At 68.2% G+C, this 18552-nt stretch carries 16 protein-coding genes; 11 read left to right on the top strand and 5 right to left on the bottom strand.

What is annotated here, in order from left to right; genetic code table 11:
* Positions 1-4: 4 nt before the first annotated feature.
* Positions 5-1105, top strand: coding sequence for a tRNA epoxyqueuosine(34) reductase QueG (gene queG / locus BM436_RS03770; protein WP_093553600.1), 1101 nt, complete (start codon positions 5-7; stop codon positions 1103-1105).
* On the opposite strand, the gene BM436_RS03765 is transcribed toward queG, so the two are convergent.
* Together BM436_RS03765 and BM436_RS03760 are read right to left on the bottom strand one after the other, a co-directional pair.
* Positions 1106-1693 carry a response regulator transcription factor gene (locus tag BM436_RS03765; RefSeq protein WP_093553598.1) on the bottom strand — a complete coding sequence of 196 codons (588 nt, stop codon included), beginning with the start codon at positions 1691-1693 and terminating at the stop codon, positions 1106-1108. It lies immediately after the preceding gene.
* Between the two features lie 11 nt (positions 1694-1704).
* The gene (locus tag BM436_RS03760) at positions 1705-3735 is read right to left on the bottom strand and encodes a sensor histidine kinase (RefSeq protein WP_093553596.1); all 2031 of its coding nucleotides are present in this window, start codon (positions 3733-3735) and stop codon (positions 1705-1707) included.
* Positions 3736-3865: 130 nt separating this feature from the next.
* Between BM436_RS03760 and BM436_RS03755 the strand changes: the two genes are divergently transcribed.
* The 4 genes from BM436_RS03755 (at position 3866) to BM436_RS36920 (ending at position 6948) form a co-directional block, all read left to right on the top strand.
* A complete protein-coding gene (locus tag BM436_RS03755) occupies positions 3866-4852 on the top strand; it encodes a TRAP transporter substrate-binding protein (protein WP_093553594.1) in 987 nt (328 codons plus the stop codon).
* A 459-nt stretch (positions 4853-5311) separates the two neighbouring features.
* On the top strand, positions 5312-5833 hold the full coding sequence (locus BM436_RS03750) for a methylated-DNA--[protein]-cysteine S-methyltransferase (RefSeq protein WP_093553592.1): 522 nt from the start codon (positions 5312-5314) through the stop codon (positions 5831-5833).
* The gene (xerD, locus tag BM436_RS03745; RefSeq protein WP_093553590.1) at positions 5809-6708 is read left to right on the top strand and encodes a site-specific tyrosine recombinase XerD; all 900 of its coding nucleotides are present in this window, start codon (positions 5809-5811) and stop codon (positions 6706-6708) included. Before BM436_RS03750 ends, xerD begins: the two co-directional genes overlap by 25 nt.
* Positions 6709-6774: 66 nt before the next feature.
* On the top strand, positions 6775-6948 hold the full coding sequence (locus tag BM436_RS36920) for a hypothetical protein (RefSeq protein ID WP_177306934.1): 174 nt from the start codon (positions 6775-6777) through the stop codon (positions 6946-6948).
* 18 nt (positions 6949-6966) lie between these two features.
* Here the strand turns inward: BM436_RS36920 and BM436_RS03740 are convergent, their stop codons facing one another.
* Both BM436_RS03740 and BM436_RS03735 read right to left on the bottom strand, forming a co-directional pair.
* Positions 6967-10107 (bottom strand): efflux RND transporter permease subunit, encoded by a 3141-nt coding sequence (locus tag BM436_RS03740; RefSeq protein ID WP_093553588.1) that lies wholly within the window; start codon positions 10105-10107, stop codon positions 6967-6969.
* Between the two features lie 3 nt (positions 10108-10110).
* Entirely contained in the window at positions 10111-11340 is a 1230-nt protein-coding gene (locus BM436_RS03735) for an efflux RND transporter periplasmic adaptor subunit (protein ID WP_093553586.1), read from the bottom strand.
* A gap of 280 nt (positions 11341-11620) precedes the next feature.
* On the opposite strand from BM436_RS03735, the gene BM436_RS03730 reads away from it, so the two are divergent.
* A complete protein-coding gene (locus BM436_RS03730) occupies positions 11621-14056 on the top strand; it encodes a sensor domain-containing protein (RefSeq protein WP_307664173.1) in 2436 nt (811 codons plus the stop codon).
* A gap of 5 nt (positions 14057-14061) precedes the next feature.
* On the opposite strand, the gene BM436_RS03725 is transcribed toward BM436_RS03730, so the two are convergent.
* Positions 14062-15084: an endonuclease/exonuclease/phosphatase family protein gene (locus BM436_RS03725; RefSeq protein ID WP_093553584.1), complete on the bottom strand. Its 1023-nt coding sequence runs from the start codon at positions 15082-15084 to the stop codon at positions 14062-14064.
* Between the two features lie 37 nt (positions 15085-15121).
* On the opposite strand from BM436_RS03725, the gene ybaK reads away from it, so the two are divergent.
* From ybaK to BM436_RS03700, 5 genes are all read left to right on the top strand, one after another.
* Positions 15122-15613, top strand: a complete 492-nt coding sequence (ybaK, locus tag BM436_RS03720) for a Cys-tRNA(Pro) deacylase (protein ID WP_177306930.1) — start codon at positions 15122-15124, stop codon at positions 15611-15613.
* Positions 15614-15665: 52 nt separating this feature from the next.
* Positions 15666-16301 carry a glycerol-3-phosphate 1-O-acyltransferase PlsY gene (plsY, locus tag BM436_RS03715; RefSeq protein WP_093553582.1) on the top strand — a complete coding sequence of 212 codons (636 nt, stop codon included), beginning with the start codon at positions 15666-15668 and terminating at the stop codon, positions 16299-16301.
* A gap of 19 nt (positions 16302-16320) precedes the next feature.
* Positions 16321-16974, top strand: a complete 654-nt coding sequence (locus BM436_RS03710; protein ID WP_093553580.1) for a DsbA family oxidoreductase — start codon at positions 16321-16323, stop codon at positions 16972-16974.
* A gap of 127 nt (positions 16975-17101) precedes the next feature.
* Positions 17102-18157 (top strand): sensor domain-containing diguanylate cyclase, encoded by a 1056-nt coding sequence (locus BM436_RS03705; protein ID WP_093553578.1) that lies wholly within the window; start codon positions 17102-17104, stop codon positions 18155-18157.
* Positions 18158-18200: 43 nt separating this feature from the next.
* Positions 18201-18491, top strand: coding sequence for a DUF427 domain-containing protein (locus BM436_RS03700; RefSeq protein WP_093553576.1), 291 nt, complete (start codon positions 18201-18203; stop codon positions 18489-18491).
* Positions 18492-18552: the final 61 nt, after the last annotated feature.

The raw sequence follows: 18552 nt of genomic DNA, 5'->3' as shown, positions 1-18552 counted from the left end.
GCCGATGTCCGCCGTTTCTCCCGGAAGTGTAAACAATTTAGTCGAACTCGCCGCTTCCATCAAGGAATGGGGGGGCGAACTCGGTTTCGCCGAGGTGCGCGTGGCCGACGTCGACCTTTCCGCGGCCGAGGCGGGCCTGCAAGCCTGGCTGGACGCGGGCATGCACGGCGAAATGGACTACATGGCGGCGCACGGCATGAAGCGCGCCCGCCCGGCCGAGCTGGTGCCGGGCACGGTGCGCGCCATCACCGCGCGCATGAACTATCTGCCGCAATCGGCCGGCGAGGACTGGCGCGAGCGCGAGGCGGCGCGGCTGGCCGATCCGTCCGCCGCCGTGGTCTCCATCTACGCGCGGGGACGCGACTACCACAAGGTGATCCGCGCGCGGCTGCAGCAATTGGCGGACCGCATCCAGGCCGCCATCGGCCCCTTCGGCTACCGCGTGTTCACCGATTCGGCGCCCGTGATGGAGTTGCCGCTGGCGGAGAAGTCCGGCCTGGGCTGGCGCGGCAAGCACACCCTGCTGCTCAGCAGGAGCGCCGGGTCGATGTTCTTCATGGGCGAGATCCTGGTCGACCTGCCGCTGCCGGTGGACGAGCCCACCGGCGCCCATTGCGGCCAGTGCGGCGCCTGCATCACGGCCTGCCCGACGCAGGCCATCCTGGGACCGGGCCGGCTGGACGCCCGGCGCTGCATTTCCTACCTGACGATCGAATTGAAGGGCGCCATCCCCGAGGAATTGCGGCCCCTGGTCGGCAACCGCGTGTACGGCTGCGACGACTGCCAGACCGCCTGCCCCTGGAACAAGTTCGCCCAGCGCGCCACACTGCCGGACTTCGACGAGCGGCACGGGCTGGGCGCGGCGGGCATGGTGGAGCTGTTCGGCTGGAGCGAGGAGGAGTTCAACCGCCGCATGGAGGGCAGCCCGATACGGCGCATCGGCCACGAACGGTGGCTGCGCAACATCGCGGTGGGGCTGGGGAACGCGGCGGCGCTCGGGGCGCGCGGCGACGCGGCGATCGTCGCCGCGCTGGAGGCGCGGCGGGATCACCCGTCGGAACTGGTGCGCGAGCACGTGGAATGGGCGCTGGCCCGGCACGGCTGACTATTTCAGCAGCCCCGCCAGCTCGACGGCGGTCTTCACCTGCATCTTGTCGAAGATGTGCGCGCGGTGCACCTCCACGGTGCGCATGCTGATGCCCAACTGGTCGGCCACCACCTTGTTCATCTTGCCGGCCAGGATCAGGTCCAGCACCTCGCGCTCGCGCAGCGACAAGGTGGCCAGGCGCGCCAGCACCGCCGCCTTCTCGCCGGCCGAGCGCGACTCGGCCAAGCCTTCCTCCACCCGGTCCATCAGCTGGTTGTCGTTGAACGGCTTCTCGCAGAAATCGAAGGCGCCGCGCTTGAGCGTGTCCACCGCCATCGGCACGTCGCCGTGGCCGGTGAGGAAGATCACGGGCAGGCGCTGGGTCAGCCCGCGCGCGGCCAGCAGGTCGAACACGGCGATGCCGTTCATCTCCGGCATGCGCACGTCCAGCAGCAGGCAGTCGCCCTGGACGTCGAATTCGCCGCGCTCCAGCCAGGCCATGAAGTCGGCCGCCGTGGCGTAGGCGCGCGCCGGGATCGCGCGCGAGGACGCCAGCCAGGTCAGGGAGTCCCGCACGACGGCTTCATCGTCGACGATGTGCAGCATGGTGTGTCCTTTCAGGTTGCCGCCGGCGCGATGGCGGCCGGCAGCGTGAATGTGAAAATGGTTCCGCCGGCGGGATTGGCGCCGTGGGTCAGCGTGCCGCCGTGGAATTCGATGGCGGTGCGGCAGATGTTCAGGCCCATGCCCATGCCCTCGGCCTTGGTGGAGAAGAAGGGCGAGAACAGGCGCTCGGCCACCTCGTCCGGGATGCCGTGGCCCTGGTCCGCCACCTGGACCGACACCATGTTCAGCGCCGGGTCGTGGCTGGCCGAGACGCGCAGCGCGCGCCGCTCGGGCGGCACCTGCGCCATGGCCTCGATGCCGTTGCGGGTGAGGTTCAGCAGCACCTGCTCGATCATCACGCTGTCGGCCCGCACCTTGGGCAGGTCGGCCGGGATGCTGGTGTGCAGCGTGACGTAGCTTTGCCGCGCCTGCAGGTCGATCAGCGTGCCGATGCCGTCGATCAGCGACTGCACCGCGATGTCGCGCCGCTCCGGCTCGCGCTTCTTGACGAATTCGTGCACGCTGCGGATGATCTGCCCGGCGCGCTGCGCCTGCGTGCCGGCCTGCTGCAGCGCCGGTTTCAGCGTGTTGCTGTCCAGCGGCTGGCCGGTGCTCTCGGCGCGCGCCATCAGGTTCAGCGCGCCCGTGGTGTAGCTGGAGATGGCGGCCAGCGGCTGGTTCAGCTCGTGCGCCAGCATCGACGCCAGCTCGCCCATGGTGGCCAGGCGCGCGCTCGACTGCAGCTTCTCCTCCTGTTGCCGGTTCAGCTCCTCCACCCGCTTGCGGTCCGAGATGTCGAGGATGGAGCCCATCCAGCCGGTCTGCTGGCCCTTGTTGTCCACCAGCGGCGCCTCGAAGATCAGCACCGGCACCCGCTCGCCGTTGGCGCGCTGGAAGATGGTCTCCACCTGCGGCACCGCGTGGCCGGCCAGCACGCGCGCGAAGCGGTCCTGGTATTCGTCGATGGCCTCCGGCGCCCAGTAGGGCATGGGCGGCAGCCGGCCCACCAGCTCCTCGGCGGGGAAGCCGACGATCTGGCAGAAGGCAGGGTTCACATAGGTGACGCGGCCCTCCAGGTCGCGCGCGCGCAGCCCGGTCACCAGCGAATTCTCCATCGCGGTGCGGAACAGCATCTGCTGGCGCAGCGCGCCCTCGGCGGCCAGGCGGCGCGAGATGTGGCCCCACAGCGCCATCAGGCTCCACAGCAGGGCCAGCGACAGCGCGATCACCGAGCCCACCAGCAGGTTGGGCAGCAGCTTGGGCTCGCTCTTGACGCTGTCGGTCAGCAAGGTGATGGAGACGCCGGGCAGGTCCAGCGCGCGCTTGTGGGTGTAGACGCCGTGGCCGGGACCGGCCGCCGCGCGCCGCGCCAGCACCTTGTCGTCCTTGTCCATCAGCGTGATCTGGTTGTCCTGGGCGAACCACCACGGCACCATCTCCTCGAGGATGGTCGAGGGCTGGTAGGTGGCCACCAGCATGCCGGCGTAGCGGTCGCCGTCGAACAGCGGGGAATAGAATTCCAGCGCCTGCGCGTCGTTCGCCGCCGGCTCGGGCTGGCTGTAGACGGCGCGGTGCGCGCGGCGCGCGTGGTCGATGGCGGCCAGCGCGGCGGCGCCGGGCTCGGTCTCTGCGGGCAGCGCCGGGGCGCTGCTGGCGACGGGGCGGCCGTGCTCGTCCAGCAGCAGCACGCGCCGCAATTCCTTGCCGTTCTTGAGCAGCTGGGCCAGGCGCGCCGGCACCCGCGCCGGCGGCACGTGGCCGCTGACGATCTCGTTGCCCAGGCCGCGCAGGCTTTCCTCGTGGCGGCCCAGCTGGAAGCGGATGGTCTGCTCCACCCACAAGGTGTCGGCGATCAGCTGCTCCTGGCGCTCGCTGCTTTCCATCTGGCGCGCCTGCCACGGCAGCCAGATCAGCACGGCCAGGAAGAACAGCACCAGCACCACCGGCAGCAGCCAGCGGAAGGGATTGGTGAAACGCTGGCGCGGCGCCATGGCGTTGCCGTCGAGAGGCGGGGAATGACTGGCGGGCGGGGGTGTGGTCATGGAGGGAGCATAAGCGCTTGCGCGGGGTCGGCTATTGTGGCTTTCCACAGTTGCGGCGGGGCGCCGCGCGGGTCCAAACTGCTATCGTCGGCATAATAATAACGTACTCACCCATAGCGGAGACAATGTAATGACCTTGAAACCCCTCCTGGCCGCGCTTTGCGCAGCGGCCAGCCTCAGTGCGTTCGCCCAAGCCCCGATCGTCATCAAATTCAGCCACGTGGTGGCGCCGGACACGCCCAAGGGCCAGGCCGCCGAGCGCTTCAAGATGCTGGCCGAGAAGGCCACCAAGGGCCAGGTCAAGGTCGAGGTGTATCCGAACAGCCAGCTCTACAAGGACAAGGAGGAGCTGGAGGCGCTGCAGCTGGGCGCGGTGCAGATGCTGGCGCCGTCGCTGGCCAAGTTCGGCCCGCTGGGCGTGAAGGAATTCGAGGCCTTCGACCTGCCCTACATCTTCCCCACCAAGACCGCGCTGTACAACGTGACCGAGGGCGCGATCGGCAAGGGCCTGCTGAAGAAACTGGAAACCAAGGGCATCACGGGCCTGGCGTACTGGGACAACGGCTTCAAGGTGATGTCGGCCAACAAGCCGCTGCGCGCGCCGGCCGACTTCAAGGGCCTGAAGATGCGCATCCAGGCCTCCAAGGTGCTGGACGCGCAGATGCGCGCGCTGGGCGCCGCGCCGCAAGTACTGGCCTTCTCCGAGGTGTATTCGGCGCTGAGCACGGGCGTGGTCGACGGCACCGAGAATCCGCCGTCCAATATGTACACGCAGAAGATGCACGAGGTGCAGAAGCACGTCACCGTGTCCAACCATGGCTACCTGGGCTACGCGGTGATCGTCAACAAGAAGTTCTGGGACGGCCTGCCGGCGGACATCCGGGGCGCGCTGGAGACGGCCATGCGCGACGCCACCACGTTCGAGAAGGCCATCGCCCAGCGCGACAACGACTTGGCGCTGGAGGCCATCAGGAAATCCGGCAAGACCGAGGTGGTCAACCTGAGCGCGAAGGAGCAGGCCGAGTGGCGCCGCGTGCTGCTGCCGGTGCAGACCGACATGGAGGGACGCATCGGCAAGGACCTGATCCAGGCCATCAACCGGGAGGCGGCCAAATAGGCTTCACCAAGATGGGGAAGGGCGCATCAAGTTGGTGCCCTGTACCACAAAATTCGGCCGAGTTGTCGATGTTGTTTTACTCATAAACTAAAAAAATACAACTTACAAAAAAGTAGCAAAAACTCTTAAGCCTGCGTTAAGATGGCGTCGCTCTGGCAGTGACGTAACGCATATCGTTATGCCGCCACGTAGCAAGGTTTAGTGGGGAGAGTAAATAACAACGGTATCGAAAATACCGCGGATACATTGAGGAGACGCACAGCATACAGTATGTCGTTGGAAGACCGCCGAAGGCAGCCACAAGCTCGCTACGGCAGCGCCAAACGACCGGTGTTGTGAAAGCAGGATTGAGAGCGCACCATAGAGGTGCGCTTTTTTTTTGCCGGCGCGGGCGGAATTCACGCCCGCGCGCGTTTTGATGCTGTAGCATTGATGCAACATTGCCTAAGAAGTGTTGTGATGAAAATACAACAGAGTAGTGACATTTTCAACGCCGTCGTCGCCACGCCCTTCGGGGCCATGGGCATCCGCACGGCCGGCGCGCTGGTGACCGAGATGGTCTACCTGCCGCCCCGCCACGCGGAGAAGGACGCGCAGGACGCCGTGGCCGCCCAGGCGGCCGAGCAAGTGCTGCGCTACTGCGCCGACGCCGACTTCCAGTTCACCCTGCCGTTGGCGCGGGTGGGCAGCGAATTCCAGCGCAAGGTGTGGGACGCGATCTGCAACATCCCGCGCGGCCAGGTGCGCACCTACGGCGAGCTGGCCAGGTTCCTGGCGTCCGCGCCGCGCGCCATCGGCCAGGCTTGCGGCAACAACTGGTTCCCGCTGGCCGTGCCCTGCCACCGGGTGACCGGCGCCAACGGCCTGGGCGGTTTCGCCCACCACGACGACGCCAACGGCTTCCACCTGAACGTGAAGCGCTGGCTGCTGGCGCACGAGGGACACAGCGAATACGCATGGCAGCAGACAACCTTGCTCTGATCGACGCGTTCTGCGACGCGCTGTGGCTGGAGGACGGCCTGGCGAAGAACTCGCTGGACGCCTACCGGCGCGACCTGCGCCTGTTCGCGCGCTGGCTGGAGGTGGCGCGTCCCGGCACCGGCCTGCACGCGGTGGCCACGCCGGACATCGACGCCTATTTCCACGCCCGCCACGAGGAGACCAAGGCCAGCTCGTCGAACCGCCGCCTGTCGGTGCTGAAGCGCTTCTACCAGCACGCGCTGCGTCAACGGCACATCGCCGAGGATCCCTGCCTGAAGATGGCGTCGGCCAAGCAGCCGGCGCGCCTGGTGCACACGCTGAGCGAGTCCCAGGTGGAGGCGCTGCTGGCCGCGCCGGACGTCGGTACGCCGCTGGGCCTGCGCGAGCGCACGATGCTGGAGCTGATGTACGCCAGCGGCCTGCGCGTGTCCGAACTGGTGGCGCTGAAGACCTTCGAGCTCAGCATGAACGACGGCGTGCTGCGCATCACCGGCAAGGGCGCGAAGACGCGGCTGGTGCCGTTCGGCGCGCAGGCGCGGCTGTGGGTGGAGCGCTACATGAGGGAGGCGCGCGGGGCCATCCTGGACGGCCGGCAGGACGACGCGCTGTTCGTCACCGCCCGCGGCGGGGCGATGACGCGCCAGATGTTCTGGGTCGTCATCAAGAAGCACGCGAAAAAAGCCGGCATCACGTCGCCGCTGTCGCCGCACACGCTGCGGCACGCCTTCGCCACCCACCTGCTGAACCACGGCGCCGACCTGCGCGTGGTGCAGCTGCTGCTGGGGCATTCGGACATTTCCACCACCCAGATCTACACCCATGTGGCGCGCGAGCGGCTCAAGCAATTGCATGCGACGCATCACCCGCGGGGCTGAAAAGTTTGCGCTGGTCACATCTGCGTCATAATGTAGTCTGTTCCCATTTCAAGGGCGAGGTGACAAATGGCTAAGACAAATTTCCAGTACGAAAAACGTCAGCGGGAATTGGAGAAAAAGAAGAAAGCCGAAGAGAAAGCCCGGCGCAAGCTGGAGGCCAAGAACCAGCCCGCCGACGAGCAGGACGCGGACACGGCGGGATTTGAAACGCCGGAGCGGGACGCCCCGGCGCAGGAATAGCGAAACCGGGATTTTTTGTCAGGCCACCTCCGCCAGGCGCTCGCGCTCGTCCAGCGAGGCGGCCCTGGCGTGCTCTTGCCGGCCGCCGAACCAGCGCGCGCAGCGCTTGCCCAGGCTGTCCAGGTAGGTGTAGGCCACCGGCACCACCACCAGGGTCAGCAGGGTCGAGGTGATCACGCCGCCGATCACCGCGCGGCCCATCGGCGCCTGCGTCTCGCCGCCGTCGCCCATGCCGATCGCCATCGGCAGCATGCCGAAGATCATCGCCAGGGTCGTCATCAGGATCGGGCGCAGCCGCACCTGGCCGGCCTCCAGGATCGCGCTGCGCTGGTCCAGGCCGTTCTTCTGGCCGTGGTTGGTGAAGTCCACCAGCAGGATGGCGTTCTTGGTCACCAGGCCCATCAGCATGATGAAGCCGATCACCGAGAAGATGTTCAAGGTCGAGCCCGTCACCAGCAGCGCCACCAGCACGCCGATCAGCGACAGCGGCAGCGACATCATGATGGCCACCGGCTGCAGGAAGCTGCCGAACTGCGAGGCCAGCACCAGGTAGATGAACACCACCGCCACGCCCAGCGCCGTCATGGCGCCGCCCATGGTCTCCTCCATCTGCTGGGCGTTGCCGGCCACGTCGAAGCGCACGCCGGCCGGCAGCTGGATTTCCTTCATGGCCTTCTGCACGTCCTTGTCGACGTCGCCGGCCGGGCGGCCCTGGACGCCGGCGTAGATCGCCACCCGGCGCTGCAGCGCCTGGCGCTTGAGCACCTGCGGGCTGGTCGACGGCACGAACTCCACCACCTGGCGCAGCGGGATCATGCGCGGCGTGCCGTCCGGGTTGATCTTGCTGGAGGCGATCGACAGGTCGCCCAGGTCCATCACGCGCTGGCGGCCGGACTTCGGCAGCTGCACGTTGACGTCGTAGTTCTGGCCGTCCGAGGCCAGCCAGTGGCTGACCTTCTCGCCCGCCACGAAGGGCCGCAGCGCGGCGCCGATCTGCTGCACCGACAGCCCCAGGTCGCTGGCCAGCTCGTTGTTGATCTTGATCATGGTCGACGGGTTGGCGCCCTCCTGGCTGTATTCCAGGTCGGCCACGCCCTTGATGCCGCGCATCTTGGCCATCAGCGCCCGCGCCACCGCCTCCAGCTTGGCCTCGTCGGTGCCCAGGATGGCGATGAAGATGGGCTTCTGGCCCACCGACAACTGGATGCCGGGAATCGGCGCCAGCCGTTCGCGGATGGCCTTCTCCAGCGCCTTCTGCGAGCGGCGCTTCGTCTTCTTCACGTCGGTCAGCTTGATGTTGACCTCGGCGCTGTTGCGGCCGTCGCGGGTGCCGGTGTTGGACAGGATGCTGTCGATCTCCGTGAACGGCTTGAGCGCGGCCTCCACCTGCTGCACCTTGCTCAGCGTGTAGTCCAGGCTGGAGCCGACCGGGGTCTTGAAGCGCATGTTGATCCAGCCCTCGTCGGTCTCCGGGAACATCTCGCCGCCTATCATCGGCACCAGCGCCAGGCTGCCGACGAACAGGGCGGCGGTGGCCGCCAGCGTGGTCTTGCGCCAGTTCAGCGCGGCCGCCAGCACCTTGCCGTAGGCCACGTGCAGCTTGTCCACGCCGCGCTCGACGAACGCCATGAGGCGGCCCAGCCACGGCAGGTACTTGAAGCGGCCCTCCTCGGGGTCGGGCCAGACCGACGACAGCATCGGGTCCAGCGTGAAGGACACGAACAGCGACACCAGCACCGCCACCGTGACGGTGATGCCGAACTGCAGGAAGAAGCGGCCGATGATGCCGTCCATGAAGGCCACCGGGATGAACACGGCGACGATGGCGAAGGTGGTGGCCATCACGGCCAGGCCGATCTCGTTGGTGCCGTCCTCGGCGGCGGCGCGGTGGTCCTTGCCCATGCCGAAGTGGCGCACGATGTTCTCGCGCACCACGATGGCGTCGTCGATCAGCAGGCCGATGCACAGCGACAGCGCCATCAAGGTCAGGAAGTTCAGCGTGAAGCCGAAGGCTTGCATGGCGATGAAGCTGGCCATCACCGAGATCGGCAGCGTCAGGCCGGTGATGATGGTGCTGCGCCAGGAGCGCAGGAAGAAGAACACGATCACCATGGTCAGCACGGCGCCCTCGGTGATGGTGCGCTTCACGTTGTCGAGCTGGCTTTGCACGCGCTCGGACTGCGACTCCAGGATGCGCAGCCGGATGTCGGCCGGCAGCGACTTCCGCAGTTCCTCGGCGGCCTTGCGGATGCCTTCGCCCACCGCCACCACGTTGGCGTCCTGCACCTTGGTCACCTCCAGCGAAATGCCGGGCTGGCCGTTGATGCGGGAATACGATTGCGCCTCCTCTTCGCCGTCCACCACGCTTGCCACCTGCTCCAGGTAGACCGGGCCGTTGGCGCGGCGCGCGACGATGATCTTGTTGAACTCGCGCGCGTCCTTGATCTTGCCCTCCACCCGCACCAGCTGCTCGGTCACGCCCTGGCTGATGGGCTGGCTGATGTTACCGGCCGGCAGGTTGGCGTTGGTGGTCTGGATCGCGCGGATCACCTCGTCCACGCCGACACCCTGGGCCGTCATCTCGTGCGGCTTCAGGCTGATCAGCACCTGGCGCTTGGTCGTGCCCAGCACGCGCACCTGGCCCACGCCGGGCACGTTCTGGAAGCGCTTGGTGATGATCTGGTCCGTCATGGTCGACAGCTCGCGCAGGCTGTGCTTGTCCGCGCTCAGCGACAGGTTCACCACCGGGCGCTCGTTGTCGCCCTCCTCGCGGGCGATGAAGGGGTCCTTGGCCTCCTTGGGGAAGCGCGGGCGCACCAGCGCCACCTTGTCGCGCAGCTCCTGCATCGCGCGGTCCATATTGGTCGACAGCTGGAACTCCAGGTAGATGCCGGCCCGGCCCTCCCAGGAGTTGGCGCGGATGGTCTTGACGCCGCTGACGGTGTTGACGATGTCCTCCACCGGGCGCGTGATGTCGTTCTCCACCGCCTCGGGCGAGGCGCCCGGGTATTCGATCTCGATGGCGGCGAACGGGAACTGCACGTTCGGCATGGCCTCCACGCCCAGGCGCTGGTAGGAGAACAGCCCCAGCACCATCAGCGCCACCATCACCATGGTGGCGAACACGGGGTTCTTGATACTGACTTTGGTGATCCACATGGCTCAGCTCCGCGAGGCCAGCATGCCGGCCTTGGCCGGGGAGGGCGCGGCGGCGGGCGTCGCCAGCTTGACCCTGGCGCCGGGCTTGACCGCGTCCAGCCTGGCCACGATCACCTGCGCGCCCTGGTCCAGGCCGCCGGTCACCTCGGCGTAGCCGGTGTCGTCGTTGCGCAGGCCCAGGCTGACGGGCTGGGACACCACCGCGCCCCGCTCGACCTTGTAGACCACCTGCCTGCCGTTGTCCTCGCGCAGCGCGGCCACCGGCACCAGCGGCATCACGGCCGACTTCTCGGTGGTGATGTGGCCCTTGGCGAACATGCCGCCCAGCAGCGCGCCGTCCTTGTTCGGCACCGAGATGTAGACCAGCATCGCGCGCGAGCCCGGTTCCGTGGTGGGGTTGATGCGCGCCACCTTGCCGGCGAATTCGCGCCGCTGGAAGCCGTCGACCTTGAACGTCACCTCCTGGCCCACTTTCACGCGCGGGATCTCCGAGGTCGGCACCTGCGCCTCCAGCGTCAGCTCGGCCAGGTTGACGATGGTGTAGACCGGCATGTCGGGCGCGACTTTTTCGCCCGCCTGCACATGGCGTTTGCTGACGACGCCGCCGATCGGCGCGCGGATCACGCTGTCGTTGAGCGCGATGCGGGCCAGCTCCAGTTGCGCGCCGGCGGCCTTGACGGCGGCGCGCGCCAGGTCGACCGCGTTGGCGGTGGTGTCGAAGGAGGTCTGGGAGATGTAGTTTTGCTTGAGCAGCGCCTGGCTGTTGGCGTGGTTGCGGTTGGCCATGGCCAGCCGCGCCTCGGCCTCGTCCACCAGGCCCTGTTGCTGCGCGGCGCGGGCCCGCAGGTCGGCCTGGTCCAGCCGCGCCAGCACCTGGCCGGCGGCCACCGCCATGCCCTCGCGCAGCGTGGTCTCGCGCACCTCGCCGGACACCTTGGCCTTGATGGTGGCCTGGCTGACCGGCGCCAGCGAGCCGGACAGCGGCAGGCTCACGCTCAGCGCGCCCGCGTCGATGGCGGCCACGTCGCTGGCGGCCAGTTCGAAGCTGTCCGGGCCCTTGGCGGCCGGCTTGTCCGCCGCCGGCGCGCCCTGCTGCGCGGGCGACTTGGCGCGCATGACGGTCCAGCCGCCGCCGGCCAGGCCCAGCACGAGCAGGCCGATCACGGGGGCGCGCCAGCGCCGGGCGCGGTTGGCGACGGGGGCGGGGGACGGGGGCAGGGTTTCCAGTTTCATTATCGTTTTCTCGGTGAGTTGCCGCTGCCGGCGGTTTCGGATGCTGCCACTCTAGGGATTTTCAAGGCCGGCGGCCATGGCGGTGCGACAAAGCGCGCGATCGGGCGGCTGAACGGCGGAATCCGCCGATGGATGGCGCGCCCGGCGCCCGGGAATTGATTGATTCCTGAACAATTCAATAGCGCGGATGGCGTACTGTTGAGCGGTGTCAAGCGCCGCCGCGCGCGTAGCGGACAAGATGTGGCAATGGCCCGAAAGGGCGTCCGCGTCGGAGGTTTCTGTGGAGCAGCGAGTCAGCAACCCGGCGCAGGAGGCGCTGGACATGATCACCCATCTGGTCGAGGCCATGGAGCTGGCGCCGACGGTGGCCGTGCACAGCATGGACGCCAATCGGACCGTGCGCTTCTGGAACGCCGGCGCCGCCCAGATGTTCGGCGTGGCGCCGGACGAGGCGGTGGGCAGGCCGATCGCCGGCGTGCTGCCCTTCGTCAGGGAGGCCGAGCACGACGCCGTCGTCGACGAGGTGTGGCGCAGCGGCAAACCCGGCCCGGCGCGCGACTGGCAGGTGCGCACCCGGGACGGGCGCGTGCTGTGGATCTACTCGGCCAGCTTCCCCCTGATCCAGGACGGCGTGGTGCGGCAAGTGTTTTGCATGGACATCGACGTCACCGAGCGCAAGCGCAACGAGGCCGCGCTGGAGAACGCCGGCGCCCATTTCCGCCAGATGTACCTGAAATCGAGCGACGCCATCCTGCTGATCGGCGCCGATTCCATCGCCGAGGTCAACCCGGCCGCGCTGGCGCTGTTCAAGTGCGGCGCGGCGTGCAACATGGTGGGCAGGCCGCTGTCCGACTTCGCGCCGCTGCGGCAACCGGGCGGCGCGCTGTCGTCGGTGGAGATGACGCGGGCCTGGGACCTGGCGCACGACACCGGCAACTTCCGCTGCGACTGGCGCTACCTGAACTGCGCCGGCGAGCTGTTCTGGGCCGAGGTGCTGATGACCTCGATCGCGCTGAACGGTGAACACCTGTTCTACGTGGTGGTGCGCGACATCACCGCGCGCAAGCAGGCCGAGCACCGGCTGCACCTGGCGGCGCAGGTGTTCGAGAACAGCCGCGACGCCATCATCATCACCGACCGCGAGCAGACCGTCATCGCCGTCAACCGGGCCTATTCCAACATCACCGGCCGCGGCGCCGGCGAAATGCTGGGCCAGCCGCTGGCCAGGCAAGTGCCCGGCCTGGAGGACCCGGCGTTGAACCAGGACATCCGGCGCGAACTGGACGCCACCGGCCACTGGCAGGGCGAGATCCACAGCCGCCGCGCCGGCGGCGACGCGTTTCCCGCCATGCTGGCGCTGACCGCCATCCGCGACAGCAACGGCGCGGTCAGCAACTACATGGGCATCCTGTCCGACATCACCGACCGCAAGAAAACCGAGGAGCACACGCGCCACCTGGCCGAGCACGACTTCCTCACCGACCTGCCGAACCGCGTGCTGCTGCTGGACCGGCTCAGCCAGGCGCTGCAGGGCGCGCGCCGCAGCCACCGCATGCTGGCCCTCATGTTCATCGACCTGGACCGCTTCAAGGAGGTCAACGACACGCTGGGCCACCAGGTGGGCGACGAGCTGCTCAAGGAGATCGCGCGGCGCCTGGTCAAATGCGTGCGCGGCGCCGACACCGTCAGCCGCCAGGGCGGCGACGAGTTCCTGATCATCCTGGCCGACATCGGCGGCGTCGACCAGGCCGCGCACGTGGCCGGCACGGTGCTCAACGCGATCGCCCAGCCCTTCCGGCTGGGCGTGCACACGCTGCAGGTCTCCGGCTCCATCGGCATCGCCATCTACCCCAACGACGGCGACGACATCGAGCAGCTGATCAAGCACGCCGACGTGGCCATGTACCACGTCAAGGAGGGCGGCCGCAACGGCTACCAGTTCTTCAACGCCGACATGCAGGCCCAGATCGCCGAGCGCGTGGCGCTGGAGGAGGGCCTGCGGCGCGCGCTGCGCAACCAGGAGTTCGAGCTGGAGTTCCAGGCCGAGCTCGACGTGCTCAGCGGCGATCCGGTGGGCATGGAGGCGCTGGTGCGCTGGCGCCACCCGGAGCTGGGCCTGCTGCTGCCGGAGCGCTTCATGGCGGTCGCCGAGGACGCCGGGCTGATGATCCCGATCGGCACCTGGGTGCTGCAGCAGGCCTGCCGCCACGCGCGGCGCTGGCGCGAGGGCGGGCATCCGCTGGTGGTGGCGGTCAACCTGTCGACGCAGCAGTTCACCCACAAGAACCTGCTGGGCTGCGTGCGCGAGGCGCTGGAGGGTTCCGGCCTGTCGCCCGAATACCTCGAGCTGGAGCTGACCGAGGCCATCATCATGAAGGGCGGCGCGGCGGCCCAGGGCACGCTGCTGGCGCTCAGCGCGCTGGGCGTGCGCCTGACCATAGACGATTTCGGCACCGGCTATTCTCGGCTGGGCTACCTGAAGGACTATCCGGTGGACAAGCTGAAGATCGACAGCTCGTTCACCACCGCCGGCGACGGCGCGGTGGTGGCCACCATCATCGCCATGGCGCGCAACCTGAAGATGCAGGTGATCGCCGAGGGCGTGGAGACGGGCGAGCAACTGGCGTATTTGCGCAGCAAGGGCTGTGACCAGTACCAGGGCCGCCTGGCCGACGCGCAGCTGCGCGGCAGCGCGCTGGCGCCGCTGCTGCACTAGCGCCGCTAGGCTTTCAGCCGCAGCCGGACCCGCACCTGGCCGTGGTCCGACACTTCCGGCTTGCAGTCGCCCAGGTGGTCGTTCAGGTAGGTGACGTCGACCACCTCGGCGAACGCGCGCGGCGAATCCGGATGGAACTCCTCGGACACCAGCACGTGGTCGATGGTGCTGTACTGCCCCTCGTGCACCGTGGTGTAGCCCACGTGGCGCAACTGGTCCTGGCGCTGCTGGATCTGCGCGCAGTCGAACATGCGGCCGCGCCGTTCCAGGCCGCCGCCTTCCCCGTCCGGCGCTCCCCCGCAGGCCTTGGCCGGCAGCGGCGCGCCCGCGCCCATGACGATGGTGGTGGTCACCGCGTCGGCCGTGTCGTTGAAGTCGCCCATGACGATGCAGGGGCGGCGGTTTTCCCGCATCAGCTTGCTCAGCAGCACGCGCAGGGCCACGGCCTCCGTGCCGCGCCACACCAGCGAGCGCAGGTTGGCCATCGCGTAATTCAGGGCGTGGTTCAGCGCATCCCCGCCACAGTCGGCGCCGCACTCGCCGCCGCGGTAGTCGGGCCGGCGCGATTTCAGGTGCACCACCACCACGTCCACCGTGGTCTCGTTGGGCAGCACCACCTGCGCGTGCAGCGGCGCGCGCGCGAAGCGGTCCGAGTCCGGGTTGCCGGAATCGGCGCCCACGCCGTGCGGGAATTCGGTATAAACGATAGGCGGGCCCGCCAGCGGCAGGCGCGACACCAGCGCCACGTTGGGCGTCAGCCGCGTCGCGAGCGGGTCGGGGTCGAAGCCGGCGTGGTAGGCGTCGCGGTATTTGCGGGTGCGCGAGAGCACGTCGCGCAGCGCCGCCTGGGAGAAGATTTCCTGGAAGCCCACCACGTCCGCGTCGAGGCGGTCCAGCTGCCAGGCGGTCCATTCCGCCTTGGCCTCGTATTCCTCCGCCGTGAGGGGTTGCAGGTTGTCGTACAATTGCGCGCCGGCGGGAGCGAGGTTGCAAACATTGAAAGTGGCAAAGCGAATTTGTTGCTGCATAATGAAACCCCCATTTGAACAGTTAGCGTATCACGGCATGGCGAAGAAAGAGCACATTTCAGAAACCCCGGCGACCCAGATGCTCCGCAAGCACAAGGTGGCCTTCTCCGAACACCCCTACGACTACGAGGAGCACGGCGGCACCACGGTGTCGGCGCGCGAGCTCGGCGTGGACGAGCACCACGTCGTCAAGACGCTGGTGATGCAGGACGAGGCGGCCAAGCCGCTGATCGTGCTGATGCACGGCGACCGCAAGGTCTCGACCAAGAACCTGGCGCGCGGCATCGGCCGCAAGTCGGTGGAGCCGTGCAAGCCCGAGGTGGCGCAGCGCCATTCGGGCTACCTGGTGGGCGGCACCTCGCCGTTCGGCACCAAGAAGGCCTTGCCGGTGTACGTGGAGGAATCCATCCTGGCGCTGGAAACGATTTATATCAACGGCGGGCGGCGCGGCTACCTGGTGGGCGTCGCGCCCCGGGTGCTGACCGAGTTGCTGGACGCCAAACCGGTGCACTGCGCGCTGGCCGACTGAGGCCGCGCTGTTGTATAGTCCTGCGGCCTCCTAAAAAGACAACAAGGGAATTATGAATACCGCATTGATGACAGCCGCCCTCGCGCTGGGCGCCTACCTGCTGGGCTCCATCTCCTTCGCCGTCGTGTCGAGCAAGCTGTTCGGCATCGCCGACCCGCGCACCTACGGTTCCAAGAACCCCGGCGCCACCAATGTGTTGCGAAGTGGCAACAAGAAGGCCGCCATCGCCACCCTGGTCGGCGACGCCGCCAAAGGCTGGCTGGCGGTGTTCCTGGTGGTGCGCTACCAGGAGCAACTGGGCGTGGGCGACATGGCCGTCGCGCTGGTGTCCATCGCCGTGTTCCTGGGCCACCTGTGGCCGGTGTTCTTCCGCTTCGTCGGCGGCAAGGGCGTGGCCACGGCGGCCGGCGTGCTGCTGGGCCTGAACGTGTGGCTGGGCGTGGCCACGCTGGTGACGTGGCTGGTGGTGGCCTACGCCTTCCGCTATTCCTCGCTGGCCGCGTTGGCCGCCGCCGTGTTCGCGCCGTTCTATTACGGCCTGCTGTTCGGCGTGGAGCCGCAGCTGTTCGCCGTGGCGGCCATGAGCATGCTGCTGCTGTTCCGCCACAGCCAGAACATCGCCAACCTGATGGCCGGCAAGGAAAGCCGCATCGGCGGCAAGAGCAAAGACGCCGCCAAAACCAAGTGACCATATAGCGAGGCCAGCCATGGGCAAGTCCATCAAGATCGATTTCGTTTCCGACGTGTCCTGCCCGTGGTGCGCCATCGGCCTGAACGCGCTGGAGCGGGCGCTGGCCAACATCGGCGCCGAGGCCGCGCCCGAGCTGCGCTTCCAGCCCTTCGAGCTGAACCCCAACATGGGGCCGGAGGGGCAGGACATCACCGAGCACCTGCGGCAGAAGTACGGCGCCAGCGCCGAACAGCAGGAGCAGACCCGCGCCATGATCCGCCAGCGCGGCGCCGACGTCGGCTTCGACTTCGCCATGGGCAAGCGCAGCCGCATCTACAACACCTTCGACGCCCACCGCCTGCTGCACTGGGCCGGCGAACTGGGCCCGCAAGCGCAAGGCGCGTTGAAGCACGCCTTGTTCGAGGCCTATTTCACGCTGGGCGCCGATCCCAGCGCCCATCCCGTGCTGGCGGCCGCCGCCGCCAAGGCCGGGCTGGACCCGGTGGAGGCCGCCGCCGTGCTGGCATCCGGCCGCTACGCCGCCGAGGTGCGCGAGCTGGAACTCTTCTACCAGCGGCAGGGCATCGGCTCGGTCCCTGCCGTCGTCATCAACGACCGCCACCTGATCTCCGGCGGCCAGCCGGCCGAGGTGTTCGAGCGGGTGCTGCGCGAGATCCTGGCCGCCTCCTGAGCGCCGGGGAAGTCTCCGCGCGGCCCGCCGCTGGCCGTCGCCCTTTGTTTTGCGCTAAACTTGTCTATGTGGCACCGCAGCCCATGGACGATTACTAGAGCGCAGACGCCGCTACGAAGGGAAGTTGATGCTTGCCGCAGAAAACATATATCCGCTGAACCCCGCCACGCCCAGGGACGAGCAGCGCCGCCTGGCCGCGCTGCGCCGCTACCAGTTGCTGGACGACCCGTTCGACGATGAGTTCGACAAGGAGCTCGATTTCCTGACGCGGCTGGCGGCCACGGTCTGCGGCGCGCCCTACGCCTCGCTGTCGCTGGTGGACGCGGACCGGGTCGTGGTCAAGTCCGCCTACGGCCACGCGCCGGCCACGCTGCCGCGCGAGCAGAGCTACTGCTCGCTGGCCGTGCTGGGCCGGGACGGCGTGGAGATCGCGGACCTGTGCGCGGACGGCCGCACCGCCTTCATGCCGCGGACGCGCGCCGAGCCGCAGCTGCGCATGTACAGCGCGGCCGCGCTGGTGTCGCCGGACGGCCACGCGATCGGCGCGCTGGGCGTGATGGACACCCGTCCCGGCGCGCTGGGCGACGAGCGGCGCGCCCTGCTGCGCGGGCTGGCGCGCCAGGCGATGGCGCTGATCGAGGCCCGGGCCACCGGGCGCGAGTTGGCCGCCGCCCGCGGCCAACTGGAGGAACTGGCCACCGTCGACACCCTGACCGGCCTGCACAACCGCCGCGCGCTGCTGGCCAAGCTCAAGTTCGAAGTGGCGCGCACGCGCCGCTTCCGCACGCCGCTGTCGGCGCTGATGATAGACCTGGACCTGTTCCGCGAGGTCAACGAGCGCCACGGCGACGCCGCCGGCGACCTGGTGCTGGCCAACGTGGCCCGCCTGGTGAGCGAGAACGTGCGCGTGATCGACGTGCCGGGCCGCTACGGCGGCGGGGAGCTGTGCGTGGTGCTGCCGAACACGCCGCCCGAGGGCGCGCTCAAGCTGGCCGAGAACCTGCGCGCGAAGATCGCCGCGCAAATCCACCGCGAGGCGGGGCGCCTGCCCCCGGTCACCGCCAGCATCGGCGTCGCGTCCTTCAACCACATGGACATCAGCGACGGCGACGGCCTGCTGCGCCAGGCGGAAGAGGCGCTGCGGCGCGCCAAGGCCAACGGCCGCAACCGGGTGGAATGCTGATTCGAGTTGATACAAGCGGATTCCAACAGCACAGGAGGGAACCATGCCCCAAGCAATCTGGAACGGCGAGGTGATCGCCGAGGCGAGCGACGACGAGGTCGAGATCGTCGAAAACAATGTCTACTTCCCGATCGACAAGGTGAACGAGGAGTACCTGCAGGAAAGCACCCACACCACCGTGTGTCCGTGGAAGGGCACGGCCAATTACTACCACCTGGCGGTGGACGGCAAGGTCAACGAGAACGCCGCCTGGTTCTACCGCCACCCGTCCGACGCCGCGCAGCAGATCAAGGACCACGTGGCCTTCTGGAAGGGCGTCGAGGTGCGGAGCTAGCGGCCGGGGGCGGCGTCCGCGTCGGGGCGGCGCCCCTCTCCATGCCCGGGTTCGCGTAGTA

The sequence above is a fragment of the Pseudoduganella namucuonensis genome (assembly GCF_900116645.1).
Lineage (GTDB): Bacteria > Pseudomonadota > Gammaproteobacteria > Burkholderiales > Burkholderiaceae_D > Rugamonas > Rugamonas namucuonensis.
Note: the sequence above shows the minus strand (reverse complement) of the source record. Positions and strands in the feature narration are given on the sequence as shown.

Bases quoted from the DNA above. Each gene is read 5' to 3' on its own strand.
- queG (WP_093553600.1), top strand. From the start codon at position 5: ATGTCCGCCGTTTCTCCCGGAAGTGTAAACAATTTAGTCGAACTCGCC.
- BM436_RS03765 (WP_093553598.1), bottom strand. From the start codon at position 1,693: ATGCTGCACATCGTCGACGATGAAGCCGTCGTGCGGGACTCCCTGACC.
- BM436_RS03760 (WP_093553596.1), bottom strand. From the start codon at position 3,735: ATGACCACACCCCCGCCCGCCAGTCATTCCCCGCCTCTCGACGGCAAC.
- BM436_RS03755 (WP_093553594.1), top strand. From the start codon at position 3,866: ATGACCTTGAAACCCCTCCTGGCCGCGCTTTGCGCAGCGGCCAGCCTC.
- BM436_RS03750 (WP_093553592.1), top strand. From the start codon at position 5,312: ATGAAAATACAACAGAGTAGTGACATTTTCAACGCCGTCGTCGCCACG.
- xerD (WP_093553590.1), top strand. From the start codon at position 5,809: ATGGCAGCAGACAACCTTGCTCTGATCGACGCGTTCTGCGACGCGCTG.
- BM436_RS36920 (WP_177306934.1), top strand. From the start codon at position 6,775: ATGGCTAAGACAAATTTCCAGTACGAAAAACGTCAGCGGGAATTGGAG.
- BM436_RS03740 (WP_093553588.1), bottom strand. From the start codon at position 10,107: ATGTGGATCACCAAAGTCAGTATCAAGAACCCCGTGTTCGCCACCATG.
- BM436_RS03735 (WP_093553586.1), bottom strand. From the start codon at position 11,340: ATGAAACTGGAAACCCTGCCCCCGTCCCCCGCCCCCGTCGCCAACCGC.
- BM436_RS03725 (WP_093553584.1), bottom strand. From the start codon at position 15,084: ATGCAGCAACAAATTCGCTTTGCCACTTTCAATGTTTGCAACCTCGCT.
- ybaK (WP_177306930.1), top strand. From the start codon at position 15,122: ATGGCGAAGAAAGAGCACATTTCAGAAACCCCGGCGACCCAGATGCTC.
- plsY (WP_093553582.1), top strand. From the start codon at position 15,666: ATGAATACCGCATTGATGACAGCCGCCCTCGCGCTGGGCGCCTACCTG.
- BM436_RS03710 (WP_093553580.1), top strand. From the start codon at position 16,321: ATGGGCAAGTCCATCAAGATCGATTTCGTTTCCGACGTGTCCTGCCCG.
- BM436_RS03705 (WP_093553578.1), top strand. From the start codon at position 17,102: ATGCTTGCCGCAGAAAACATATATCCGCTGAACCCCGCCACGCCCAGG.
- BM436_RS03700 (WP_093553576.1), top strand. From the start codon at position 18,201: ATGCCCCAAGCAATCTGGAACGGCGAGGTGATCGCCGAGGCGAGCGAC.